Source organism: Janthinobacterium sp. JC611 (assembly GCF_018682595.1).
Taxonomy (GTDB): domain Bacteria; phylum Pseudomonadota; class Gammaproteobacteria; order Burkholderiales; family Burkholderiaceae_D; genus Janthinobacterium.
This window is the reverse complement of the sequence record NZ_JAFLJN010000001.1, coordinates 441537-463548: the sequence shown is the minus strand read 5'-3', so window position 1 is coordinate 463548 and position 22012 is coordinate 441537. Positions and strand designations below refer to the sequence as shown.

Annotated in this window: 18 protein-coding genes; 16 read left to right on the top strand and 2 right to left on the bottom strand. The window is 63.0% G+C overall.

From position 1 onward, the window contains the following. Nucleotides 1-14 precede the first annotated feature (14 nt). On the bottom strand, nt 15-380 hold the full coding sequence (locus J0O65_RS02080; RefSeq protein WP_226939493.1) for an acyl-CoA thioesterase: 366 nt from the start codon (nt 378-380) through the stop codon (nt 15-17). Nucleotides 381-516: 136 nt separating this feature from the next. On the opposite strand from J0O65_RS02080, the gene J0O65_RS02075 reads away from it, so the two are divergent. From J0O65_RS02075 to J0O65_RS02025, 12 genes are all read left to right on the top strand, one after another. Then, entirely contained in the window at nt 517-2367 is a 1851-nt protein-coding gene (locus J0O65_RS02075; protein WP_215403593.1) for an ABCB family ABC transporter ATP-binding protein/permease, read from the top strand. Between the two features lie 195 nt (nt 2368-2562). Beyond that, nucleotides 2563-3519 carry an amino acid ABC transporter substrate-binding protein gene (locus J0O65_RS02070; RefSeq protein WP_152250615.1) on the top strand — a complete coding sequence of 319 codons (957 nt, stop codon included), beginning with the start codon at nt 2563-2565 and terminating at the stop codon, nt 3517-3519. A 98-nt stretch (nt 3520-3617) separates the two neighbouring features. After that, nucleotides 3618-4367 carry an amino acid ABC transporter permease gene (locus J0O65_RS02065; protein WP_152250616.1) on the top strand — a complete coding sequence of 250 codons (750 nt, stop codon included), beginning with the start codon at nt 3618-3620 and terminating at the stop codon, nt 4365-4367. A gap of 1 nt (nt 4368) precedes the next feature. Then, complete coding sequence (locus J0O65_RS02060) at nt 4369-5061, top strand: amino acid ABC transporter permease (protein WP_215403590.1); 693 nt, start codon at nt 4369-4371, stop codon at nt 5059-5061. Nucleotides 5062-5080: 19 nt separating this feature from the next. Then, complete coding sequence (locus tag J0O65_RS02055) at nt 5081-5806, top strand: amino acid ABC transporter ATP-binding protein (RefSeq protein ID WP_152250618.1); 726 nt, start codon at nt 5081-5083, stop codon at nt 5804-5806. A 37-nt stretch (nt 5807-5843) separates the two neighbouring features. Continuing rightward, on the top strand, nt 5844-7292 hold the full coding sequence (locus J0O65_RS02050) for an amidohydrolase family protein (RefSeq protein ID WP_251373235.1): 1449 nt from the start codon (nt 5844-5846) through the stop codon (nt 7290-7292). A gap of 149 nt (nt 7293-7441) precedes the next feature. Then, entirely contained in the window at nt 7442-8503 is a 1062-nt protein-coding gene (gene pyrC, locus J0O65_RS02045) for a dihydroorotase (RefSeq protein WP_215403587.1), read from the top strand. Nucleotides 8504-8510: 7 nt separating this feature from the next. After that, the gene (locus tag J0O65_RS02040) at nt 8511-9326 is read left to right on the top strand and encodes a DUF3025 domain-containing protein (protein ID WP_215403586.1); all 816 of its coding nucleotides are present in this window, start codon (nt 8511-8513) and stop codon (nt 9324-9326) included. Nucleotides 9327-9329: 3 nt separating this feature from the next. After that, nucleotides 9330-10331: a Gfo/Idh/MocA family protein gene (locus tag J0O65_RS02035; RefSeq protein ID WP_215403584.1), complete on the top strand. Its 1002-nt coding sequence runs from the start codon at nt 9330-9332 to the stop codon at nt 10329-10331. Between the two features lie 11 nt (nt 10332-10342). Then, nucleotides 10343-11557 carry an MFS transporter gene (locus tag J0O65_RS02030; RefSeq protein WP_215403582.1) on the top strand — a complete coding sequence of 405 codons (1215 nt, stop codon included), beginning with the start codon at nt 10343-10345 and terminating at the stop codon, nt 11555-11557. Next, a complete protein-coding gene (locus J0O65_RS28095; RefSeq protein WP_285896770.1) occupies nt 11557-11682 on the top strand; it encodes a hypothetical protein in 126 nt (41 codons plus the stop codon). Before J0O65_RS02030 ends, J0O65_RS28095 begins: the two co-directional genes overlap by 1 nt. Before the next feature lie 27 nt (nt 11683-11709). Beyond that, entirely contained in the window at nt 11710-15027 is a 3318-nt protein-coding gene (locus tag J0O65_RS02025; RefSeq protein ID WP_502793530.1) for a DEAD/DEAH box helicase, read from the top strand. Here J0O65_RS02025 and recG read toward each other — a convergent pair. Further along, nucleotides 15024-17126, bottom strand: coding sequence for an ATP-dependent DNA helicase RecG (recG, locus tag J0O65_RS02020; protein ID WP_215403578.1), 2103 nt, complete (start codon nt 17124-17126; stop codon nt 15024-15026). The genes J0O65_RS02025 and recG overlap by 4 nt on opposite strands. Before the next feature lie 176 nt (nt 17127-17302). Here recG and queA point away from each other — a divergent pair, with 176 nt between their 5' ends. The 4 genes from queA (at nt 17303) to secD (ending at nt 21991) form a co-directional block, all read left to right on the top strand. Then, a complete protein-coding gene (gene queA / locus J0O65_RS02015) occupies nt 17303-18358 on the top strand; it encodes a tRNA preQ1(34) S-adenosylmethionine ribosyltransferase-isomerase QueA (RefSeq protein ID WP_215403576.1) in 1056 nt (351 codons plus the stop codon). Nucleotides 18359-18360: 2 nt separating this feature from the next. Further along, nucleotides 18361-19500 (top strand): tRNA guanosine(34) transglycosylase Tgt, encoded by a 1140-nt coding sequence (tgt, locus tag J0O65_RS02010; RefSeq protein ID WP_215403574.1) that lies wholly within the window; start codon nt 18361-18363, stop codon nt 19498-19500. Nucleotides 19501-19696: 196 nt separating this feature from the next. Beyond that, complete coding sequence (yajC, locus tag J0O65_RS02005; protein WP_215403572.1) at nt 19697-20029, top strand: preprotein translocase subunit YajC; 333 nt, start codon at nt 19697-19699, stop codon at nt 20027-20029. Between the two features lie 96 nt (nt 20030-20125). Then, entirely contained in the window at nt 20126-21991 is a 1866-nt protein-coding gene (gene secD / locus J0O65_RS02000) for a protein translocase subunit SecD (RefSeq protein ID WP_215403570.1), read from the top strand. Nucleotides 21992-22012: the final 21 nt, after the last annotated feature.

The following is a 22012-nucleotide window of genomic DNA, read 5'->3' as shown; positions in this document are numbered from 1 at the left end:
AATTATTGCGACAATCAAGACGCCAATAAGGTTTCGATCGGCGGCACCTTGCGCGGCTTGCGGTCGGAGTCCGTCGCCACGTAGATCAGGGTTGCTTCCGTGACTTTCACGATGCATGCCTGCAGGCGGTTGCGCTCGGCATACACCTCGACATTGACGGTGATCGAGGTATTGCCAACCTTGACGATGTCGGCGTAGAAGGACAGCAGATCGCCGACGAAGACGGGATTTTTGAAGACGAAGGAGTTCACGGCGATGGTGGCGACGCGGCCGTTGGCGCGCCGCGTGGCCGGCAGGGAACCGGCGATATCGACCTGCGCCATGATCCAGCCGCCGAAGACGTCGCCGTACACATTGGCGTCGGACGGCGCGGGCATCATGCGCAATTCCGGCATTTTTCCGGCGGGCAGGCCGGAGGCGAGGCAGTTGTCAGGGCGGTTGGGGGAGGTGCTCATCTTTTATTCTCATGAAAGGCTACAATTGCCCCGATTGAACCATAAAAAGCCGACCTTCGCCATGCGCCGTTCCCAGACTCCCCCTCCGCCCCGCTCGCCAGCCTCCGCCAGCCACAGCGACTTCGCCACCATCAAGACCTTGCTGCCCTACCTGTGGGTCTACAAATGGCGGGTGCTGCTGGCGCTGCTATGCCTGGTGGGCGCCAAGCTGGCCAACGTGGGCGTGCCGCTGATCCTGAAAAAACTCGTCGACGCCATGACGATCACGGCGGCGCACCCGCAGGCGCTGCTGGTGTTGCCGGTCGGCTTGCTGGTGGCGTACGGCTTGCTGCGCCTGTCGACTACCTTGTTTACCGAGTTGCGCGAATTCCTGTTCGCCCGCGTCACGCAGCGGGCCGTGCGCACCATCGCCCTGCAAGTGTTCCGCCACCTGCATGCCTTGTCCCTGCGTTTCCATTTGAACCGCCAGACGGGCGGCATGACGCGCGACATCGAGCGGGGCACGCGCAGCGTCGGTTCGCTCATTTCCTATACGCTGTTTAACATCCTGCCGACCCTGGTGGAAATCACGCTCGTGCTCGGCTATCTGGTCTTGCATTACGACATCTGGTTCACCGTCATCACGGCGGTGGCGCTCGTGTCCTACATCGCGTTTACCGTGCTGGTGACGAACTGGCGCACGCATTTCCGCCGCACGATGAACGACCTCGATTCGAAGGCGAATACCAAGGCCATCGATTCGCTGATCAACTATGAAACCGTGAAATATTTCGGCAACGAGGATTACGAGGCGAAGCGCTACGACGAGGGCTTGCAGCGCTACGAATCGGCGGCCGTCAAATCGCAGACTTCGCTGTCCCTGCTCAATACGGGCCAGTCCCTGATCATCGCCACGGCCGTCACCCTGATCCTGTGGCGCGCCACGGTGGGCGTGATCGCCGGCAGCATGACCCTGGGCGACCTGGTGCTGGTGAATGCCTTCATGATCCAGCTGTATATCCCCCTCAATTTCCTGGGCGTCATTTACCGCGAAATCAAGCAAAGCCTGGCCGACATGGAACGCCTGTTTTCCTTGCTGAACGAGAACCGCGAAATCGCCGATACGCCGGACGCCCAGCCACTCGTCACGCGGGGCGCGGCCGTGCGTTTCGATCATGTGGATTTCAGCTATGAAGCCAAGCGGCAAATCCTGTTCGACGTGGATTTCCAGATTCCCGCCGGCACCACGACGGCCGTGGTGGGCCACAGCGGCTCGGGCAAGTCGACCCTGTCGCGTTTGCTGTTCCGCTTCTATGAAGTCGATGGCGGCGGCATCACCATCGATGGCCAGGATTTGCGCGCCGTGACCCAGGACTCGCTGCGCGCCGCCATCGGCATCGTGCCGCAGGACACGGTCTTGTTCAACGACACCATCGAATACAACATCGCCTACGGCAAGCCGGGCGCCAGCAAGGAGGCCATCGTGGCGGCGGCCAAGGCGGCGTCGATCCATGATTTTATTGAAAGCTTGCCAGATGGCTACAACTCCATGGTGGGCGAGCGGGGCTTGAAACTGTCGGGCGGCGAAAAGCAGCGCGTGGCCATCGCCCGCACCTTGCTGAAAGACCCGGCCATCCTGATCTTCGACGAAGCCACTTCGGCGCTCGATTCGAAGGCCGAGCAGGCGATCCAGTCGCAGCTGAAGGAGATCGCCAGGAACCGCACCACCCTGGTGATTGCGCACCGCCTGTCGACGGTGGCCGACGCCCAGCAAATCCTGGTGCTCGACCATGGCCGCATCGTCGAGCGGGGCACGCATCCGCAATTGCTGGCGCTCGATGGCCTGTACGCGCAGATGTGGCAACGCCAGCAGGCGACCAGGGACGACGAGGAGGATGAAGACGAGTTGGCGGGGCTGGCGCCGGCCAAATAAATCGGCGGGGGACAATCAGTAGGAAAAATGCTACAGCCGCGCCGATTCAGGCGCGCGTATAGCGCCTATTTGAGGGCAATCGCAGAAAACGGCTGGTCCGGCGCTGAAAATGAAATAAAATTAATTCCATTGGTGGCGTCTGCACCACAGTTGTTTCGTTCGGAGTCCATCCGGTTTGTCCGCCCAGGAGAATTTATGAAATTGACCAAAATCATCGCCACGCTGCTCAGCGTCGGTGTCATCAGCAGCATGTCGCCAGTCCAGGCTCAGGAATTGACCGGCACCTTGGCCAAGATCAAGAAAGCCGGTTCCGTCACCCTCGGTGTGCGCGACGGCTCCGTGCCCTTCTCCTATCTCGATGACAAACAGCAATACCAGGGTTATTCGATCGACCTGTGCATGAAAGTCGTCACGGCCCTGCAAAAGCACCTGGGCTTGAGCGAACTGAAAGTGGTGATGAGCCCCGTCACGTCGGCCAACCGCATCCCGCTGATGGCCAACGGCACCATCGACCTCGAATGCGGTTCGACGACGAACAACCTGGAGCGCCAGCAGCAGGTGGCATTCGCCCCGACCATGTTCGTCATCGGCAACCGCATCCTGGCGAAAAAATCCTCGAACATCAAGACCCTGGAAGACTTACGCGGCAAGACCCTGGTGGCCACGGCCGGCACGTCGACCATCAAGCAGATGACCATCCTCAACAAGGAAAAGAACCTGGGCATGAACATTGCCGTCGGCAAGGACCATCCCGAGTCGTTCCTGATGCTGGAAACGGGCCGCGCGGTGGCCGAAGCCAACGACGATATTTTGCTGGCGTCGCAAGTGGCCAACTCGAAAAACCCGAACGACTACGAAATCACCAAGGAAGCGCTGTCGGTCGAGCCCTACGGCATCATGCTGCGCAAGGGCGATCCGGCCTTCAAGAAAGTGGTCGACGATGCGCTGATCCGCCTGTACAAGAGCGACGACATCAACCGCATCTACGCGAAATGGTTCACCTCGCCGATCCCGCCGAAAAACATCAACCTGAAATTCCCCATGCCGCCGCAATTGAAGGCCGTGTTCGCGAATCCGACCGATTCGGGCGATCCGGCCGCGTATGCGGCCGTACCCGAAGCGCAGAAGACTTCGGACAAACGGAAAAAGTAAAGACGGCGTAACAAACCGGGAGGCGCAAGCCTCCCGTTTCAATTGCGGGGCGGGCGGCCGCTTGGCCGCAGCCCTTGGGCTGCATCGGAAGGATGATCATGAATTACAACTGGAATTGGCGCATCTTCTGGGAGATTTCTCCCGATGGCGTGGGCACGTATATGGACACCCTGTGGTCCGGCCTGGTCTGGACCCTGGCCACGGCCGGCACGGCCTGGATCATGGCCTTGCTATTGGGCCTGGTGATCGGCACCGTGCGCACCCTGCCGAACAAATGGCTGGTGGGCGTGGCCAATGCGTATGTCGAACTGTTCCGCAACGTGCCGCTGCTGGTGCAGATGTTCCTCTGGTACTTCGTCATGCCGGAATTGCTGCCGCCCGACCTGGGCGCCTGGGTCAAGTCGCTGCCGAATGCGCCGTTCGTCACGGCCGTGCTGTGCCTGGGATTCTTTACCTCCTCGCGCGTGGCCGTGCAGGTGACGACGGGTATCGAGGCGCTGCCGCGCGGGCAGAAACTGGCCGGCACGGCGCTGGGCCTGACCCTGCCGCAAACCTACCGTTTCATCTTGCTGCCGATGGCCGCGCGCGTCATCATGCCGCCGCTGACCAGCGAATTTTTGAACATCATCAAGAACAGTTCCGTGGCGCTGACCATCGGCCTGATCGAACTGACGGCCAGCGCGCGCGCCATTCAGGAGTTTTCCTTCCAGGTGTTCGAGGCGTTTTCGGCCGCCACCATCATCTACGTCGTCGTCAACCTGCTGGTGGTGGTGCTGATGCACCTGATCGAAAAAAAGGTCGCCATCCCGGGCTTCATCGTCGCCGGCGCCAAGACGGGAGGACATTGATATGTTCGGCAATTTCGACTTCGATGTCATCTCCCGCTCGTGGGTCTACCTGTTCCAGACCGGCATGCTCTTCACCCTGAAACTGACGGCGCTGGCCATGGTGGGCGGCATCGTGCTGGGCACCCTGCTGGCCTTGATGCGCCTGTCCGGCAACCGCCTCGTCTCGGGTGTGGCGTCGGGCTACGTCAACCTGATACGCTCGATTCCGCTGGTGCTGGTGATCTTCTGGTTCTACTTCCTGGTGCCGTACATCGCCGCCTGGGTCATCGGCGCGAACGAACCCGTGAAGGTGGGCGCGTTTTCCTCCGCGCTGATCACCTTCATCATGTTCGAGGCGGCCTATTATTGCGAGATCATGCGCAGCGGCATACAGTCGATCCCGCGCGGCCAGGTGTGGGCGGGACAGGCGCTGGGCATGAACTACTCGCAGACCATGGCCTTCATCGTGCTGCCGCAGGCGTTCCGCAACATGATCCCCGTGCTGCTGACGCAAACCATCGTGCTGTTCCAGGACGTGTCGCTCGTGTACGTGCTGTCGATCCCCGATTTCGTCGGCGCCGCCTCGAAGATCGCCCAGCGTGACGGCCGCCTGGTGGAGATGTACGTGTTTGTCGCCGTCGTGTATTTCGTGCTGTGCTATGCCTTGTCGTTCCTGGTAAAACGCCTGCAGAAACGCGTCGCCATCATTCGCTAACCGTAACAGAAAGAACAAGATGATCGAACTCAATAACGTCAGCAAATGGTATGGCCAGTTCCAGGTACTCACCGACTGCACCACCCAGGTCGCCAAGGGCGACGTGATGGTCATTTGCGGCCCGTCCGGCTCCGGCAAGTCGACCCTGATCAAGACCGTCAACGGCCTCGAACCCATCCAGCAGGGGCAGATATTCGTCGACGGCATCGCCGTCAACGATCCGAAGACGAATCTGTCGAAGCTGCGCGCGCGCATCGGCATGGTGTTCCAGAATTTCGAGCTGTTCCCGCACCTGTCCATCCGCGAAAACCTCACCATCGGCCAGATCAAGGTGCTCGGTCGCAGCGCCGACGAAGCCAACGCCAAGGGTTTGAAGTATCTGGACCGCGTGGGTTTGCTGTCGCAGCAGGATAAATTCCCCGGCCAGCTGTCGGGTGGCCAGCAGCAGCGCGTGGCGATCGCCCGCGCGTTGTCGATGGACCCGATCGCCATGCTGTTCGACGAACCGACCTCCGCGCTGGATCCGGAAATGATCAACGAAGTGCTCGACGTGATGGTGGGCCTGGCGCAGGAAGGCATGACGATGATGGTCGTCACGCACGAAATGGGCTTTGCCAAGCGCGTGGCCAACCGCATCGTCTTCATGGACCAGGGCAAGATCATCGAAGATTGCAGCAAGGATGACTTCTTCAACACGACGCGCTCGGACCGCGCGCGCGATTTCCTCGCCAAGATCATCCATTAATTTTCCATCCTTTTGAAGTTGAGTACGCATGCCTCTCATGAAACACATAGCCGGCGCCATGCTGGCGCTGGGCCTGCTCGCCCATGCCCACGCGGCCGACAAGATCGCCGTTGACATCGCCCTGCGCGACGCCACCCTGATCGACGTTGCTGGCGGTCGCGCCGTCAACGGCAAGACCGTGCTGCTCAAGGGCGACAGCATCGTCGCCGTCGTCGATGAGGCGCAGCTGCGCAGCTACGCGCCGAAGCGGACCATCCGCCTGCCCGGCAAATACCTGATGCCGGGCCTGTGGGATACGCACGTGCATTTCGGCGGCGGCCCCGAGCTGATCGACGAGAACAAGCAGCTGCTGCCCTTGTACCTGGCGCACGGCATCACCACGGTGCGCGACTGCTCGGGCGACTTGCCCGACACGGTGCTGGCATGGCGGCGGCAGATCAACGCGGGTCAGCTGCAAGGCCCGACCATCTTCACGTCGGGCGCCAAGCTCGAAGGCATCAAGCCGCTGTGGAAGGGCACCATCGAAGTGGGCACGCCGCAGGAAGTCACGCGCGCGCTCGACGGCTTGCAGGCGCAGCAAGTGGACTTCGTGAAGATCACGGAAAACACGCTGAAGCCGGAGCTGTACCTGGAAGCGCTGCGCCAGGCGCGCGAACGGGGCATGCGCACCTCGGGCCATATCCCCGTGCAGCTGACACTGGAGCAGATGGCCGATGCGGGCCTGGGCACGATCGAACATCAATCGTATTTGCTGCGCGCCACCACGCCGCGCGAGCAGGAGCTGACGGACAAGGTGGCCGCCGGCGCGATGACGGGCAAGGAAGCCATGCACGCAAGCGTGCAAAGCTACGACGAGCCGACGGCGCGCAAGGCCTTCAGCTACCTGGCCGCGCGCGGCACGGCCATCGTGCCGACCCTGTGGGGTTCGCGCGTGACGGCTTACCTGGACCGCGAAGACCACACGCACGATCCGGCCCTGCAATACATCGGCAAGGGCTTGCGCGCCACCTACGACTGGCGCGTGCAGCGCGCCGCCAAGGATGGCCCGGAAGCCGTCGCCCTGCGCCACGCGCAGTTCGAGCAATCGGCAAAGCTGCTGCCGATTTTGCAGCAGCAGGGCATGAGCATCATCGCCGGCACCGATGCGGGCTTTTTGAATTCCTTCGACTACCCGGGCCAGGCCCTGCATGATGAAATCGGCCTGTACGTGCAGTATGGCCTGACGCCGCAACAAGCCTTGCAGTCTGCCGTCATCAATGGTCCCCGCTTCCTGGGCAAGCTGGATCGCTACGGCAGCGTGGCGGCAGGCAAGGCGGCCGACCTGCTGGTGCTCGACGCCAATCCGCTGCAGGACATCAAAGCCACGCGCCAGATCCGCCTGGTGGTCAGCCGTGGCCAGGTGTACGACCGCGCCGCGCTGGACCGGATGCTGGCCGATATCCGCGCCTGGGTGGCGAAGCAGGAACCGGCGCCGGCCAAGTCCTGATTTTCTTCGTCTTTATGCCAAAAACGGCCGGTTGATACCGGCCGTTTTGCCGTCCGGGAGGCCGCGCCTCCCGGATACCCAGGCCGGCGGGACGTCCCCGCGGCTGGTAAAATGGCGCTATCCGCAATGACCGCCTGAGAGCAGCCGCCATGTCCACACCCGATCACACCCCCGCTTCCCCAGCTTCCATCACCATCACCCGTCCGGATGACTGGCATTTGCACCTGCGCGACGGCGCCGTCATGGCCAGCGTGCTGCCGCACAGCGCGCGCCAGTTCGGCCGCGCCATCGTCATGCCGAACCTGAAACCGCCCGTCACCACCACGGCCGATGCCAGCGCTTACCGCGAGCGCATCCTGGCCGCCGTGCCCGAAGGCGTGAACTTCGATCCGCTGATGGTGCTGTATTTGACGAACAACACCTCGCCCGACGAAATCCGCCGCGCGCAGGACAGCGGCATCGTGCAAGCCGTGAAACTGTATCCGGCCGGCGCCACGACGAACTCCGACCTGGGCGTGACGGATTTGAAGAACTGCTACAAGGTGCTCGAAGTGATGCAGGAAGTGGGCATGCCCTTCCTCGTGCATGGCGAAGTGACGGATCCGGAAATCGACATTTTCGACCGCGAAGCCGTCTTCATCGAGCGCGTGATGCGTCCGCTGCGCAGCGCCTTCCCGGCCCTGTCCGTCGTGTTCGAGCACATCACCACCAAGGATGCGGCGCAGTACGTGGCCGAAGCGGAAGGCCCGATCGCCGCCACCATCACGGCGCATCATCTGCTGTACAACCGCAACGAGATTTTCAAGGGCGGCATCCGTCCCCATTACTACTGCCTGCCCATCCTCAAGCGCGAAGAGCACCGCCTGGCCCTGATGACGGCCGCCGCCAGCGGCGACGAGCGCTTCTTCCTCGGCACGGATTCGGCGCCGCACGCGCAAGGCGCCAAGGAAATGGCCTGCGGCTGCGCCGGCTGCTACACGGCCCTGCACGCGATGGAAATGTATGCGGAAGCGTTCGAACGGGCCGGCGCGCTCGATAAACTGGAAGCGTTCGCCAGCTTCCACGGCCCGGCCTTCTACGGCGTGCCGCGCAACACGGACACCATCACCTTGCGCCGCGAAAGCTGGACCTTGCCGGCATCGCTGCCGCTGGGAGACAGCCACGTGATTCCGCTCAACGCGGGCGAGCAGATCAACTGGAAAATGGTCTAAGCGTTCCATGCTGCCATCGATAGACTGGACCCGCCCCTGGTTTGCCACGGTGCTGCCGGCGCGACGGCAGCTGGACCTGCAGCGCGACACGGTGATTGCCGCGCTGAACGGGCGGGCGCGGGCGCTGGACTTGCGCAATCCCTCCGGCTTGCCGCTGGCCTTCGTGCCGCAAGCGGACCTGCCCGAGGGCGTGGCCTACGAGGAGTTCATCGGCGCGACGGGCGGCGTGCCCACGCGCGACAATCTGCACGATTTTTTCAACGCGCTCGTGTGGCTCACCTTCCCCCGCATCAAGCGGCAATTGAACGCGCTGCAGGCGGCGCAGATCGCGCTGTCTGGCGTGGGCAAGTCGCGTGGTCCCGCGCGCGATGGCGCGACGATTTTCGATGAGAATTCCGCCTTGCTGGTCCTGCGCGACAGCGATGCGGGGCGCGCGCTGGCGGCGGCCTTGCGCGGGCACGACTGGCGCGGCGCCTTCATTGCGCAGCGCGATAAATTTGCCGCGGGCGGCGACGCCGAAGTCTGGCTGTTCGGCCACGCGCTGATGGAAAAACTGGTGGCGCCGCGCAAGGCCATCACGGCGCACACGCGCGTGATCTTCGCGGGCGACGCCTACTTTGCGCTCGACGATGCGGCGCGGCGCGCCTGGCTCGATGAACGCGTGGCGCAAGACCTGGCCAGTGATGGCTTGACGACAGCCGACTTCACGCCGCTGCCCGTGCTTGGCTTGCCCGGCTGGTGCGAAGGCCAGGACGACGATTTTTACAATGACGCGGCGGTGTTCCGCCCGAAGCGCAAGGCAGCTGGCGCGGAAAGAGAGTAGAGCATGGAAAACAACGTCCGCTGGGGCATCCTCGGCACCGGCAAGATCGCCCGCGCGATGGCCAATGGCTTGCGCGACGCGCCCGGTGCGCAACTAGTGGCGGTCGCCTCGCGCAGCAGCGCCGGTGCGCAAGCCTTCGGTGCCGAATTCGGCATCGCACACTGCCACGGCTCCTACCAGGCGCTGGCCGATGATCCCGAAGTGGACGTGATCTACATCGCCACGCCGCACACCCTGCATGCGGAAAATGCCCTGATGTGCCTGGCCGCCGGCAAGCACGTCGTGTGCGAAAAACCGTTCACCATGAACGCGCGCGAAGCGCAGGCCGTGATCGACCTGGCGCGCGAGAAAAAGCTGTTTTTGATGGAAGCCATGTGGAGCCGCTTCCTGCCCGCCGTGCAGGAAGCCAAACGCATCATCGCCAGCGGCGAGATCGGCGCGCCGCGGCAGGTGCAGGCCGATATCGGCTTCGTCGCCAATTTCCCGCCCGAGCACCGCATGTTCAATCCGGAACTCGGCGGCGGCGCGCTGCTCGACGTGGGCATCTACCCGCTGTCGATGGCCGCCTTCTTCCTCGGCCCCGTGTCGCAGGTGCAGGCGCTGGCCGAGATGGGCGCCACCGGCGTCGATGAACAGGTCGTGTTCTCGCTGCTGCACGCGGCCGGCGGCACGTCATCCTGCGCCTGCAGCCTGCGCGCGCAAACGCCGACGGAAATGACCATTTCCGGCAGCCTGGGACGCATCCGACTGCCGAACCGATTTTACAAGCCCGAGCACCTGATCGTCGAAGCGATGGATGGCGCGCGTCGCGTCGTCGCCGCGCCGCACCTGGGCAATGGCTACGCGCACGAGGCCATCGAAGCGATGCGCTGCATCCGCGCCGGCCTGCTGGAAAGCCCCGTCATGCCGCACGCCGACAGCGTGGCGCTGATGCGCAACCTCGACACCATGCGCGGCCAGATCGGCCTCGTGTATCGCTCTGACCTTAACGCCGACCAAGCGTGAACAGGAACCCCATGACTTCGCACGCCTCCCGCCCCAGCCTGAAAACCGTCCTCATCGCCAGCGGCGTCGTCCTGACCCTGGCGATGGGCGTGCGCCACGGCCTGGGCTTCTGGATGCAACCGATCTCGCAAGCGAATGGCTGGACGCGCGAAACGTATTCGCTGGCGCTGGCAATGCAAAACCTGATGTGGGGCGTCTTCGGCCCGTTCGCCGGCATGGCGGCCGACCGTTTCGGCACCATGCGCGTCGTCATCATCGGCGCCATCAGCTACATGGCGGGCCTGGTGTGGATGGCGCTCGTCACGCAGCCCACCCTGTTCATCGTCGGTTCCGGCATCTTCATCGGCCTGGCGCTGGCCTGCACGGCCTTTGGCGCCATCAGCGGCATCGTTGGCCGCAGCGCGCCGCCCGAGCAGCGCTCGTGGGCCTTCGGCATCTCGTCGGCGGCCGGCTCCTTCGGCCAGTTCCTGATGATGCCGGTCGAGCAGCAATTGATTTCCGCCGTGGGCTGGCAAAACGCCTTTTACGTGCTGGCCGCGCTGGTGCTGCTGGCCATGATCCCGATGGCGTTTTATCTGCGTGAGCCGCCCGTCTCGCACGCCAGTGGCCCGCAGCAAAGCGTCGGCGCCGCCTTCAGCGAAGCCATCGCCAGCCGTTCGTTCTGGCTGCTGCTGGCAGGGTATTTCGTCTGCGGTTTCCAGCTGGTTTTCATCGGCGTGCACCTGCCGGCCTACCTGAAGGACCAGGGCTTGATGAATCCGAATGTCGCCGTCACGGCGCTGGCGCTGATCGGCCTGTTCAATATCGTCGGTTCCTACTACGCGGGCAAACTCGGTGGCAAGATCGCCAAGCGCCACCTGCTGTCGGCCATCTACGTGGCGCGCGCCGTGGTCATCACCGTGTTCCTGCTGGCGCCCTTGTCGGCGTGGTCCGTCTACCTGTTCGCCGCCGGCATGGGCCTGCTGTGGCTGTCGACCGTGCCGCTGACGAACGGCATCATCGCCGGCATCTTCGGCGTGAAGCACCTGTCGATGCTGGCGGGGATGGTGTTCTTTTCGCACCAGGTGGGCAGTTTCCTCGGTGCGTGGCTGGGCGGCTATCTGTACGAGCACCAGGGCAGTTATCACATCGTGTGGATGATCACCATCGGCCTGGGCCTGCTTGCCGCACTGATCAACCTGCCCATCGACGAGCGCGCCGTGAAGCGCGTGGCGGTGGCCGCGTAATGGCCAGCTGGCACACATGGCTGTGGCGCCTGGCTGGCGCCGCGCTGCTGGCCATCGTCTTCCTGGCCTATCTGCGGCCGGACTTCATGCTCGACCTGGCGAATCGTTTCTGGATGTGCATGTAGGTCAATGCGAGGATGGGCAAGTTGATTATTCCTTTTGGTGCGGCCGATGTCGCCGCCAGTTTTGATGCGGGCACCTTGAATCGTGGCCGCGATTATGTGCGCCGTGGCAAGGTGCTGGCCGTCACGACCGATGGCGATGAGATCAAGGGCCGGGTTAGCGGGAGTGGCCGCCAAAGCTACCGGCAAACGGTGCGCGTCAAGCCAGACAAGCGTGGTGTACATTTTGACGGCGAATGCAGCTGTCCCATGGATTACAACTGCAAGCACGTGGTGGCGCTCCTGCTGCGCTATCTGGAACTGACGCCATCGCAGCCTGCTGCCGTGCCTGAGGATGGGCTGACGCCACCTCTGCTTTCCTGGTTGCGCGGCCTGGCGCATGCCGTCGCACCCAAGCCCGTGGTCAAACGTGCAGGCGCTGCGGCGCAATCCATGTATCGCCTGGTGTATGTGCTGATGCCAAGCCCTTCGGGACGCCTGGATCTGTTGCTGTGTCGCGCGCGGCTGCGCGTCGGCGGCGCCATTGCCTCCGTGTCGGTGCTTTCCAGCCTCTACGATATCCGTCATCACCCGCCAGCTTATGTGACGGCCGCCGATCGTTACTCGGTACATCTGTTTTACCTGATGCGTGGAGGTTCCGAGTTTTCCACCGCCGTTGCCGACGTGCGCGGCGCCATCGGCGCCGAGTTGCTGCAGGATCTGCTGCAAGGGCAGCGGCTGTTTCGCGCCGCCACACGCGATGAATTGAAGGCCGGCCTGCTGACGCCGATGCAGGCGGCCGATGCGCGCCAGGCGCGCCTGGCCTGGGCCGTACAGGAAGACGACAGTGTCATCCTGCGCTGGGAGTCGGACGATGGCGCGCCGCTGGAACATGTGCTGGCGACGGAGCCGGCGCTGTTTGTTCGGGCTGGAGAGATCGGGCCGCTGAACTTGCCGGAAGGCTTGGCGGGGCTGGCGCTGAACGAATTGAATTTGCTGGTGGCCGGCGCGCCGCGCGTCGCCGGCAAGCAGCGTGCCGTACTGGCGCGTGAGCTGCTGGCGCTAGGACTGGATCGCATCGTTGCGCCGCCGCCAGCGCAGCGCAAGATTGTTCGGCGCGATATCGCGCCGCGTCCTTTCCTGCTGTTGGCCAGCATCGACAGCGATGCCGCCGCCGCGCCGCCGCACGACTTTGTCCTGCTGGCGTTCGATTATGACGGCATGCGCGCGCCGGCCGATGGCGGGTCCCGGCTGCAGCGGCATAACGCCAATGGCAACGAGATGATCGAGCGCGATATGGATGCTGAAAAAGCTGCCATGAGCGTCCTGCAAGCGCGCGGTTTTATCGCCCCCGACGCCAGCATACCGGCGCTGCGTTCGGTGGCCGGCGTTCTGCAATTGCCCAGTCAGGCTGCTTGGCTCGATTTTGCCGCGCATGGCGTGCCTGCCTTGCGCCAGCAGGGGTGGCTGATCGAATACGGTCCCGGCTATCGCTACGATCTGGTCTCGGTCGACGATTGGTATGCCGAGGTGGCGGAAGTCGGCGAAGGCGGCAATGCGTGGTTCGAGCTGGAACTGGGCATCGTCGTCAATGGACAGCGCATCCCCTTGCTGCCGGTGCTGCTGCAATGGATACGCGAGGCGCCCGACCACTTCGATCCGGCCGTGCTGGCCCTGCGCGACGATGACGAACATCTGATTGCCAGTCTGCCCGGCGGCATGCAGGTGGCACTGCCGTGGAGCCGCATCAAGCCGATTCTGCATACCTTGGGCGAGCTGTATTTCAAGGAACGGCTGGGTGCCGGCCTGCGCCTGCCGGCGCTCGATGCGGCACGCCTGGCCGAGCTGGAAGCGGCCGTGCAGATGCGCTGGACGGGCGGCGAGCGGCTACGCCAGCTGGGCGCCAGGCTGCGCGGTTTTGACGGCGTTGCGCCGCTTGCCGCGCCGAGCGGCTTGCAAGCGAGTTTGCGCCCCTACCAGGCAGAAGGCCTGGCGTGGATGCAGTTCCTGCGCGAATACCACTTTGCCGGCATCCTGGCCGACGACATGGGACTGGGGAAAACGGTACAGACCCTGTCTCACATCCTGCTGGAGAAGGAAGCGGGACGCTTGACGGCGCCGGCCCTGGTGGTTGCACCAACCAGCCTGATGGGTAACTGGCAGGATGAGGCATCCCGCTTTGCGCCTGGCTTGCGGGTGCTGCTGCTGCATGGAGCACAGCGCGCGCAGCATTTCGAACAGTTGGGCCAATACGACCTTGTGCTGACCACGTATGCGCTGCTGCCGCGTGACGAGGAGGCCTTGCGCGGCCAGCGTTTTCATCTGCTGGTGCTGGACGAATCGCAATACATCAAGAATCACCGGTCGAAGGCCGCGCAGACGGCGGGCCTGTTGCAGGCCACGCATCGCCTGTGCCTGACGGGCACGCCGTTGCAAAATCACCTGGGGGAGTTGTGGGCACAGTTTCATTTCCTGATGCCGGGCTTGCTGGGCGATGAAAAGAGCTTCAATGCCGAGTATCGCAAGCCGATAGAACAGCTGGGCGATCATGCGCGCAACGCTTTCTTGGTCCGCCGTCTCAAGCCCTTCCTGCTGCGCCGTACCAAGGACAAGGTAGCCAGGGAATTGCCGGCCAAGACAGAGATGGTGCGCGAAGTCGAACTGGCCGGCGCGCAGCGCGACCTGTACGAGACGGTGCGCCTTGCCATGGATAAGAAAGTACGCGCGGCGATTACCGCGAAAGGGCTGGCGCGTAGCCAGATCGTGATCCTCGAAGCCCTGCTCAAATTGCGCCAGGTATGTTGTGATCCGCGCCTGGTGGCGAATGCCGGCAAGAAGGGCGCCGCGCCATCGGCGAAGTTGCTGGAATTGATGGGAATGCTCGAAGCCTTGCTGGAGGAAGGGCGCAAAGTGCTGGTGTTCTCGCAATTTACCAGCATGCTGGCACTGATCGAAGCGCAGTTGCGCGAGCGCGGTATCGCCTATGCCTTGCTGACGGGCGATACCAAGGATCGCAGCGCGCAGGTCGACACCTTCCAGCAAGGTAGCGTGCCGCTATTTTTGATCAGCCTGAAAGCCGGCGGAGTTGGCTTGAACCTGACCGCTGCCGATACCGTGATCCATTACGACCCTTGGTGGAATCCTGCAGCGGAAAACCAGGCCACGGATCGCGCCTGGCGTATCGGCCAGGACAAGCCGGTGTTCGTCTACAAATTGATCGCCAAAGGCACGCTGGAGGAAAAAATCCAGGAAATGCAGCGTCGCAAGGCCGAACTGGCCGATGCCGTATTGGCCCAAGGTTCTGCGCAAGCGCTGGCGATCACGCAAGATGAGTTGCAGGCGATTTTCGCGCCCCTGAAAAGCGTTTAGACTTTTAAAAACTCTTCCTTGCCACCCAGCCAGCGCGCCAGGTGCGCTTCCACGATGGCGGCGGCGGCCGTCGTGGTGGCGTGCAGCAGATCGTGCGCCACGTCGCGCGCCTGGTCAACCAGCCACTGGTCCGTTTCCAGGTCGGCGAAGCGCAGCATGGCCTGGCCGGACTGGCGCGCGCCAAGGAATTCTCCGGGGCCGCGGATTTCCAGGTCGCGGCGGGCGATTTCAAAGCCGTCCGTCGTTTCGCGCATGGTCATCAAGCGCTGGCGCGCCACGCCGCCCAGCGGGCCCTGGTACAGCAGCAGGCAGACGCTGGCCGCCGAGCCGCGGCCCACGCGGCCGCGCAGCTGGTGCAGCTGCGACAAGCCAAAACGCTCGGCGTGCTCGATCACCATCAGCGAGGCGTTCGGCACGTCGACGCCCACCTCGATGACGGTGGTGGCCACCAGCACGTGGATATGGCCGGCGATGAAGGCGTCCATCACTTCCTGCTTTTCCGCCGGTTTCAAACGGCCGTGCACGAGGCCCACCTGCAGCGCGGGCAGGGCTTCGGCCAGCATCATGTAGGTGTCGGTGGCCGTCTGCAGCTGCAGCGCTTCCGATTCCTCGATCAGCGGGCAGACCCAGTACACTTGCCGCCCTTCCAGCGCGGCCGCGTACACGCGGGCGATGACTTCGTCGCGCCGGTTCTGGTCGATGGCGCGCGTGACGATGGGGCTGCGACCAGGCGGCAGCTCGTCGATCACGGACACTTCCAGGTCGGCGTAATACGTCATGGCCAGGGTGCGCGGGATGGGCGTGGCCGACATCATCAGCTGGTGCGGCACGGCCGCGCTGTCGCCCTTGTTGCGCAAGGTCAGGCGCTGGCCCACGCCGAAGCGGTGCTGCTCGTCGACGATCACCAGGCCCAGTCTGGCGAACAGCACGTTGTCCTGGATCAGCGCATGCGTGCCGATCACCAGCTGCGCTTCGCCCGATTCGATCAGGGCCAGCGCCGCCGTCTTTTCCTTTTTCTTCAGGCTGCCCGTCAGCCAGGCCACCTTCACGCCCAAGGGTTCCATCCAGGCGGCGATCTTGCGGAAGTGCTGCTCCGCCAAAATCTCCGTCGGCGCCATCAGCGCGGCCTGGTAGCCGCTGTCGATGGCTTGCGTGGCCGACAGGGCGGCCACCACCGTCTTGCCGCTGCCGACGTCGCCCTGCAGCAGGCGCTGCATCGGATATGGCTGGCGCAGGTCGGCGCGGATTTCCTCGAGCACGCGCGCCTGCGCGCCCGTCAGCTTGAAGGGCAGGGCGGCGCCGAAGGCCTGCGATAACGTCCCGACGATGGGCAGCGAGGCGGCGCCTTTCGAGCGGCGCGCGCGCTGGGCGCGTTTCAGCGACAGCTGCTGCGCCAGCAGTTCATCGAACTTCATGCGTACCCAGGCCGGGTGCGAGCGGTCCATCAGCGCGCTTTCATCGATGTCCTGCGGCGGATAGTGCAGCAGGTACACGGCGGCGCGGAACGGCGACAGCTGCATCTGGCGCAGCAGTTGATCGGGCAAGGTATCCTGCCAGTCGACGCGGCGCATGGCGTCGGCGATTTCGCGCCGCAGCACGTGCTGCGACAGGCCTTCGCCGGACGGGTACACGGGCGTCAGTGCCGTGGGCAGCGGCGCGCCCTCGTTGACCACCTTGTACGTCGGATGCACCATCTCGGCGCCGAAAAAACCGTGTTTGAGTTCGGCGCGCGCGCGCACCCGCGTGCCTTCGGCCAGCTGCTTGACCTGGCTGCCATAGAAATTCATGAAACGCAGCAGCAAATTGCCCGTTTCGTCGGCGATCGTCACCAGCAATTGCTTGCGTGGCTTGAAATTGACTTCGCACTTGGTGACGACGCCCTCGACCTGCCACGACTCGCCGCCGCGCAGGCAGGCGTCGCGTATCGTGTAGACCTTCGTCTCGTCTTCATAGCGCATCGGCAGGTGCAGCACCAGGTCCATATCCGTGCGCAAGCCCAGCTTGGCCAGCCGGCTTTCCGTGCTGACCACTTTTTTGGCGGCTTTCGGCTTCGCGGCCGGCTTGGCTGTGGGGGGAAGATCGGGCGTTGGATCGGGCATATCGGAGATTTTTGTGCCGCTAGCGTAAAATAGAGGGTTGTCCGGCACACCCTGTGCGTACCGCAGTCGTAGTGTTGCGGCGGATTATTGTAATGCCTGTATAGGCGCACAGTATAGTGCCAGATGTTCCATTGCGCACTCCTAATCATTTTTGACGTACTTTTGAAGCAAAACGCATGTATTCGCTTTCCGATTTCGATTTTAATTTGCCGCAAGAAAACATTGCGCAAACTCCGTTGGCCGAGCGCAGCGCCTCGCGCCTGTTGCATCTGGACGGCGAGGCCCTGCTTGACCGCCAGTTCGCCGACATCGTAGGTTTGCTGCAAGCGGGCGACCTGCTGGTGATGAACGATACGCGCGTGCTCAAGGCGCGCTTCTTTGGCGTCAAGGAAAGCGGCGGCAAGATCGAGGCGCTCGTCGAGCGCGTGCTCGACGACCGCACCGTGCTGGCCCAGGTGCGCGCCTCGAAGTCGCCGCCGCCCGGCTGCCGCATCCGCCTGGCCGACGCGTTCGACGTCACGGTCGGCCAGCGCGCCGGCGAATTCTTTACTTTGCACTTCGAGGCCGACGTGTTCGAGCTGATCGAGGCGCATGGCCGCTTGCCGCTGCCGCCGTACATCGAGCATGACGCGGATGCATTCGATGAAACGCGCTACCAGACCGTGTTCAACAAGGTGCCGGGCGCCGTCGCCGCGCCCACGGCCGGCCTGCATTTCGACCAGGCCCTGCTCGACCAGCTGAAGGCCAAGGGCGTCAACTTCGCCTATGTGACCTTGCACGTGGGCGCCGGCACCTTTCAGCCCGTGCGCACGGAAGTGCTGGCCGAACACAAGATGCATACCGAGTGGTACACCATGCCGCAGGAAACCGTCGACGCCGTGCGCGCCGCGCAACTTGCCGGGCGCGACGTGGTGGCCGTCGGCACGACCAGCCTGCGCGCGCTGGAATCGGCTTCGCAAAGCGGCCGGCTGGTGGCGGGCAGCGCGGATACGGCCCTGTTCATCACGCCCGGCTATGTCTTCAAGACGGTGACGCGCCTGATCACCAACTTCCATTTGCCGAAGTCGACCCTGCTGATGCTGGTGTCGGCCTTTGCCGGCTACGAACCGATCCGCAGCGCCTACGCGCACGCGATCGCGCAGAATTACCGTTTCTTCAGCTATGGCGACGCGATGCTGCTCACCACGCAATCGCGCGCTGCGCTGAACCTTGATACTCCCGTGAAAGAATAAGAATGCTGGAATTTACCCTCCTCAAGACCGACACGAGCGGCCTGACCAAGGCACGCCGCGGCACCTTGAAACTCAACCATGGCGTCGTGCAGACGCCGATCTTCATGCCAGTGGGCACTTACGGCTCCGTGAAAGCCATGTCGCCGCTGGAACTGAACGAGATCGACGCGCAGATTATTTTAGGCAACACGTTTCATTTGTGGTTGCGCCCTGGCAACACCGTCATGGAGAAATTCGGCGGCTTGCATGGCTTCATGGGCTGGAACAAGCCGATCCTGACGGATTCGGGCGGCTTCCAGGTGTTTTCGCTGGGCGCCATGCGCAAGATCACGGAAGAGGGCGTGCATTTCAATTCGCCCATCAACGGCGATAAATTGTTCCTCTCGCCGGAAGTATCGATGCAGGTGCAGCGCGTGCTGAATTCCGACATCGTCATGCAGTTCGACGAATGCACGCCGTACGAGATCCAAGGCCGCCCGGCCACCATCGAGGAAGCGGCCAAGTCCATGCGCATGTCCTTGCGCTGGGCACAGCGCTCGAAGGACGAGTTCCACCGCGGCGAGAACCCGAATGCGCTGTTTGGCATCGTGCAGGGCGGCATGTTCGAAATGCTGCGCGACGAGTCGCTGGCCAAGCTGGAGGAGATCGATTTCCCCGGCATCGCCATCGGCGGCCTGTCCGTCGGCGAGCCGAAGGAAGACATGATGCGCATGCTGGCCCACGTGGGCCCGCGCCTGCCGGCCAACAAGCCGCATTACCTGATGGGCGTGGGCACGCCGGAAGACCTGGTGGCGGGCGTGTCGAACGGTATCGACATGTTCGATTGCGTCATGCCGACGCGTAACGCCCGCAATGGCTGGCTGTTCACCCGTTTTGGCGACATCAAGATCAAGAACGCCAAGTACAAGGAAGACCAGGCGCCGCTGGACGACACGTGCAGCTGCTACGCCTGCCGCAACTTTTCGCGCGCCTACCTGCACCATTTGCACCGCTCCAAGGAAATCCTCGGCGCGCGCCTGAACACCATCCACAACCTGCACTACTACCTGGACCTGATGCGCCAGATGCGCGAGGCGCTGGACGAAGATCGTTTCCATGCGTTTACCCTGCAATTCCACGCGGAACGCGCACGCGGAACTTAAGAAAAGCTTAGCTTTCGCCCCGGCGGCGGCATGGCCGGAAGTTTTGTGTATTGGTGCTTGGACTGGGGCGAGAAAGCATTGCATAATGCCTTTTTAGCCCCAATTAAAGTTGCCATGGCTGCAATTCGGGTTATGACGTATAGCCAATGCTAGAATACAGCGCTATTTTTTCAAACTGATTAGAACTGGAGTCACCGTGTTTTTCATTTCCAACGCTTATGCGCAAGCCCCAACCGAAGCCCTGGGCCTCGGCGGCAACCTGACCAGCTTTCTGCCGCTGGTATTGATGTTCGTGGTCATGTATTTCCTGATGATCCGCCCACAGCAAAAACGCGCCAAAGAACAACGGGCGATGATGGACGCGCTGGCCAAGGGTGACGAAGTCGTCACCGCCGGCGGCATGCTGGGCCGTGTTTCCAAGGTAGTGGACGCTTACGTCACCATCGAAGTGGCGGCCGGCACCGAGATCACGGTGCAAAAGAGCGCCATCACCACCTTGCTGCCTAAAGGCACCCTGAAGGCACTGTAATTCCTCGCCGTCATTGCCACCGCAATGACTGACCGGGGCGGCTATCGGCCGCCCCTCGCGACGCCTCCGACGCTCAACACTGAACGCTGAATCACTATGAATCGCTATCCTGCCTGGAAATACATCATCATCGTCGTCGCCTTATTGCTGGGCGCACTCTATACGGCGCCCAATTATTTCGGTGAATCACCGGCGCTGCAAGTAACCAGCGGCAAGTCGACCGTCAAGGTGACGGGCGAGCTGATGACGCAAGTCGAGCAAATATTGACGAAAGAGAACGTCAAGTCGGAAGGCGTCACCATGGATGGCGCCGGCAACCTGGCCTCCGTGCGCGTGCGTTTCGCCGATCCCGATACCCAGTTCAAGGCGAAACTGGTGCTGGAAAAGGACCTCAATCCCGATGCCAGCGACCCCGCTTACATCGTGACGGTCAACTTGCAGGCCAATACGCCGATGTGGATGCAGAAATTGCATGCCTTGCCCATGTTCCTGGGCCTGGACTTGCGCGGCGGCGTGCACTTCCTGATGCAGGTCGATGCGAAAGCCGTACTGAACAAGAAAGTCCAGGGCGTCCAGTCCGCCGCGCGCAGCGTGTTGCGCGACAAGAATATCCGCCACGCCGGCATCGAGCGCGTGGGCGACAGCGTGCAGATCAACTTCCGCGACGCGGAAACGCGCCTGAAGGCAAAAAATGTCCTGTCCGACCAGATGACCGAGCTGGCGTTCGCCGATGCGGGCGAGGGCAGCGATTTGAAATTGAACATCACCCTGAAACCGGCCGCCCTGAAGGCAACCATCGATGAAGGCGTAAAACAGAATATCTCCACCCTGTCCAAGCGCGTCAATGAGCTGGGCGTGGCCGAGCCGCTGATCCAGCAGCAAGGTCCTGACCGCATCGTGGTGCAACTGCCTGGCGTGCAGGACGTGGCCCGCGCGAAAGCCATCATCGGCCGCACGGCGACCCTGGAAGTGCGCCTGGTCGATGAAACCATCGTGCCGGGCACGGAACTGTCGAGCGCCATCCCGTTCAACTCGGAATTGTTCACCGTCGGCAAGGGCGTCCCTGTCGTGCTGGCGAAAGACGTGATCCTGACGGGCGACTATATCTCCAGCGCCACGGCAAGCTTCGACCAGAACCAGCAAGCGGCCGTGTCGATCGACCTGAACGGCGACGGCGGACGCAAGATGCGCGAAGCGACGCGTGAAAGAGTGGGCAAGCGCATGGCCATCGTGCTGTTTGAAAAGGGCAAGCCTGAAGTGCTGTCGGTCGCGACCATCCAGCAGGAACTCGGTTCGCGCTTCCAGATCACCGGCATGGGCGGCGCGGAAAACGCGAATGAACTGGCGTTGCTGCTGCGCTCGGGCGCCCTGTCCGCACCGATGACCGTCATCGAAGAACGCACGATCGGGCCGCAATTGGGCGCGGAAAACATCGCCAAGGGCTTCCACTCGACCCTGTATGGCTTCATCGCCATCGCCATCTTCATGATCGCCTACTACATGCTGTTCGGCGCCTTCAGCGTACTGGCCCTGGCCACCAACCTGCTGCTGCTGGTCGGCTTGCTGTCGATGATCCAGGTCACGCTGACACTGCCCGGTATCGCCGCGATCGCGCTGGCGCTGGGTATGGCGATTGACGCCAACGTGCTGATCAATGAACGTATCCGCGAAGAGCTGCGCGCCGGCAATACGCCGCAAGCGGCGATCGCCGCCGGCTTCGACCGCGCCTGGGCCACGATTCTCGATTCGAACGTGACCACCCTGATCGTCGGCCTGGCGCTGCTGGCCTTCGGCAGCGGCCCGGTGCGCGGCTTCGCCGTCGTGCATTGCCTGGGCATCCTGACCTCGATGTTCTCCTCCGTCTTCGTCTCGCGCGGCGTGGTCAACCTCTGGTATGGCCGCAAGAAAAAGCTGACGACCTTGTCGATCGGCACGGTGTGGGTGCCGGGCACCAGCAAATAAGCGACGGTCCAGCCTTAGCCA

Excerpts from the sequence above, each read along its gene's own strand:
- J0O65_RS02080 (WP_226939493.1), bottom strand. The coding sequence starts at position 380 with ATGATGCCCGCGCCGTCCGACGCCAATGTGTACGGCGACGTCTTCGGC.
- J0O65_RS02075 (WP_215403593.1), top strand. The coding sequence starts at position 517 with ATGCGCCGTTCCCAGACTCCCCCTCCGCCCCGCTCGCCAGCCTCCGCC.
- J0O65_RS02070 (WP_152250615.1), top strand. The coding sequence starts at position 2,563 with ATGAAATTGACCAAAATCATCGCCACGCTGCTCAGCGTCGGTGTCATC.
- J0O65_RS02065 (WP_152250616.1), top strand. The coding sequence starts at position 3,618 with ATGAATTACAACTGGAATTGGCGCATCTTCTGGGAGATTTCTCCCGAT.
- J0O65_RS02060 (WP_215403590.1), top strand. The coding sequence starts at position 4,369 with ATGTTCGGCAATTTCGACTTCGATGTCATCTCCCGCTCGTGGGTCTAC.
- J0O65_RS02055 (WP_152250618.1), top strand. The coding sequence starts at position 5,081 with ATGATCGAACTCAATAACGTCAGCAAATGGTATGGCCAGTTCCAGGTA.
- J0O65_RS02050 (WP_251373235.1), top strand. The coding sequence starts at position 5,844 with ATGAAACACATAGCCGGCGCCATGCTGGCGCTGGGCCTGCTCGCCCAT.
- pyrC (WP_215403587.1), top strand. The coding sequence starts at position 7,442 with ATGTCCACACCCGATCACACCCCCGCTTCCCCAGCTTCCATCACCATC.
- J0O65_RS02040 (WP_215403586.1), top strand. The coding sequence starts at position 8,511 with ATGCTGCCATCGATAGACTGGACCCGCCCCTGGTTTGCCACGGTGCTG.
- J0O65_RS02035 (WP_215403584.1), top strand. The coding sequence starts at position 9,330 with ATGGAAAACAACGTCCGCTGGGGCATCCTCGGCACCGGCAAGATCGCC.
- J0O65_RS02030 (WP_215403582.1), top strand. The coding sequence starts at position 10,343 with ATGACTTCGCACGCCTCCCGCCCCAGCCTGAAAACCGTCCTCATCGCC.
- J0O65_RS28095 (WP_285896770.1), top strand. The coding sequence starts at position 11,557 with ATGGCCAGCTGGCACACATGGCTGTGGCGCCTGGCTGGCGCCGCGCTG.
- recG (WP_215403578.1), bottom strand. The coding sequence starts at position 17,126 with ATGCCCGATCCAACGCCCGATCTTCCCCCCACAGCCAAGCCGGCCGCG.
- queA (WP_215403576.1), top strand. The coding sequence starts at position 17,303 with ATGTATTCGCTTTCCGATTTCGATTTTAATTTGCCGCAAGAAAACATT.
- tgt (WP_215403574.1), top strand. The coding sequence starts at position 18,361 with ATGCTGGAATTTACCCTCCTCAAGACCGACACGAGCGGCCTGACCAAG.
- secD (WP_215403570.1), top strand. The coding sequence starts at position 20,126 with ATGAATCGCTATCCTGCCTGGAAATACATCATCATCGTCGTCGCCTTA.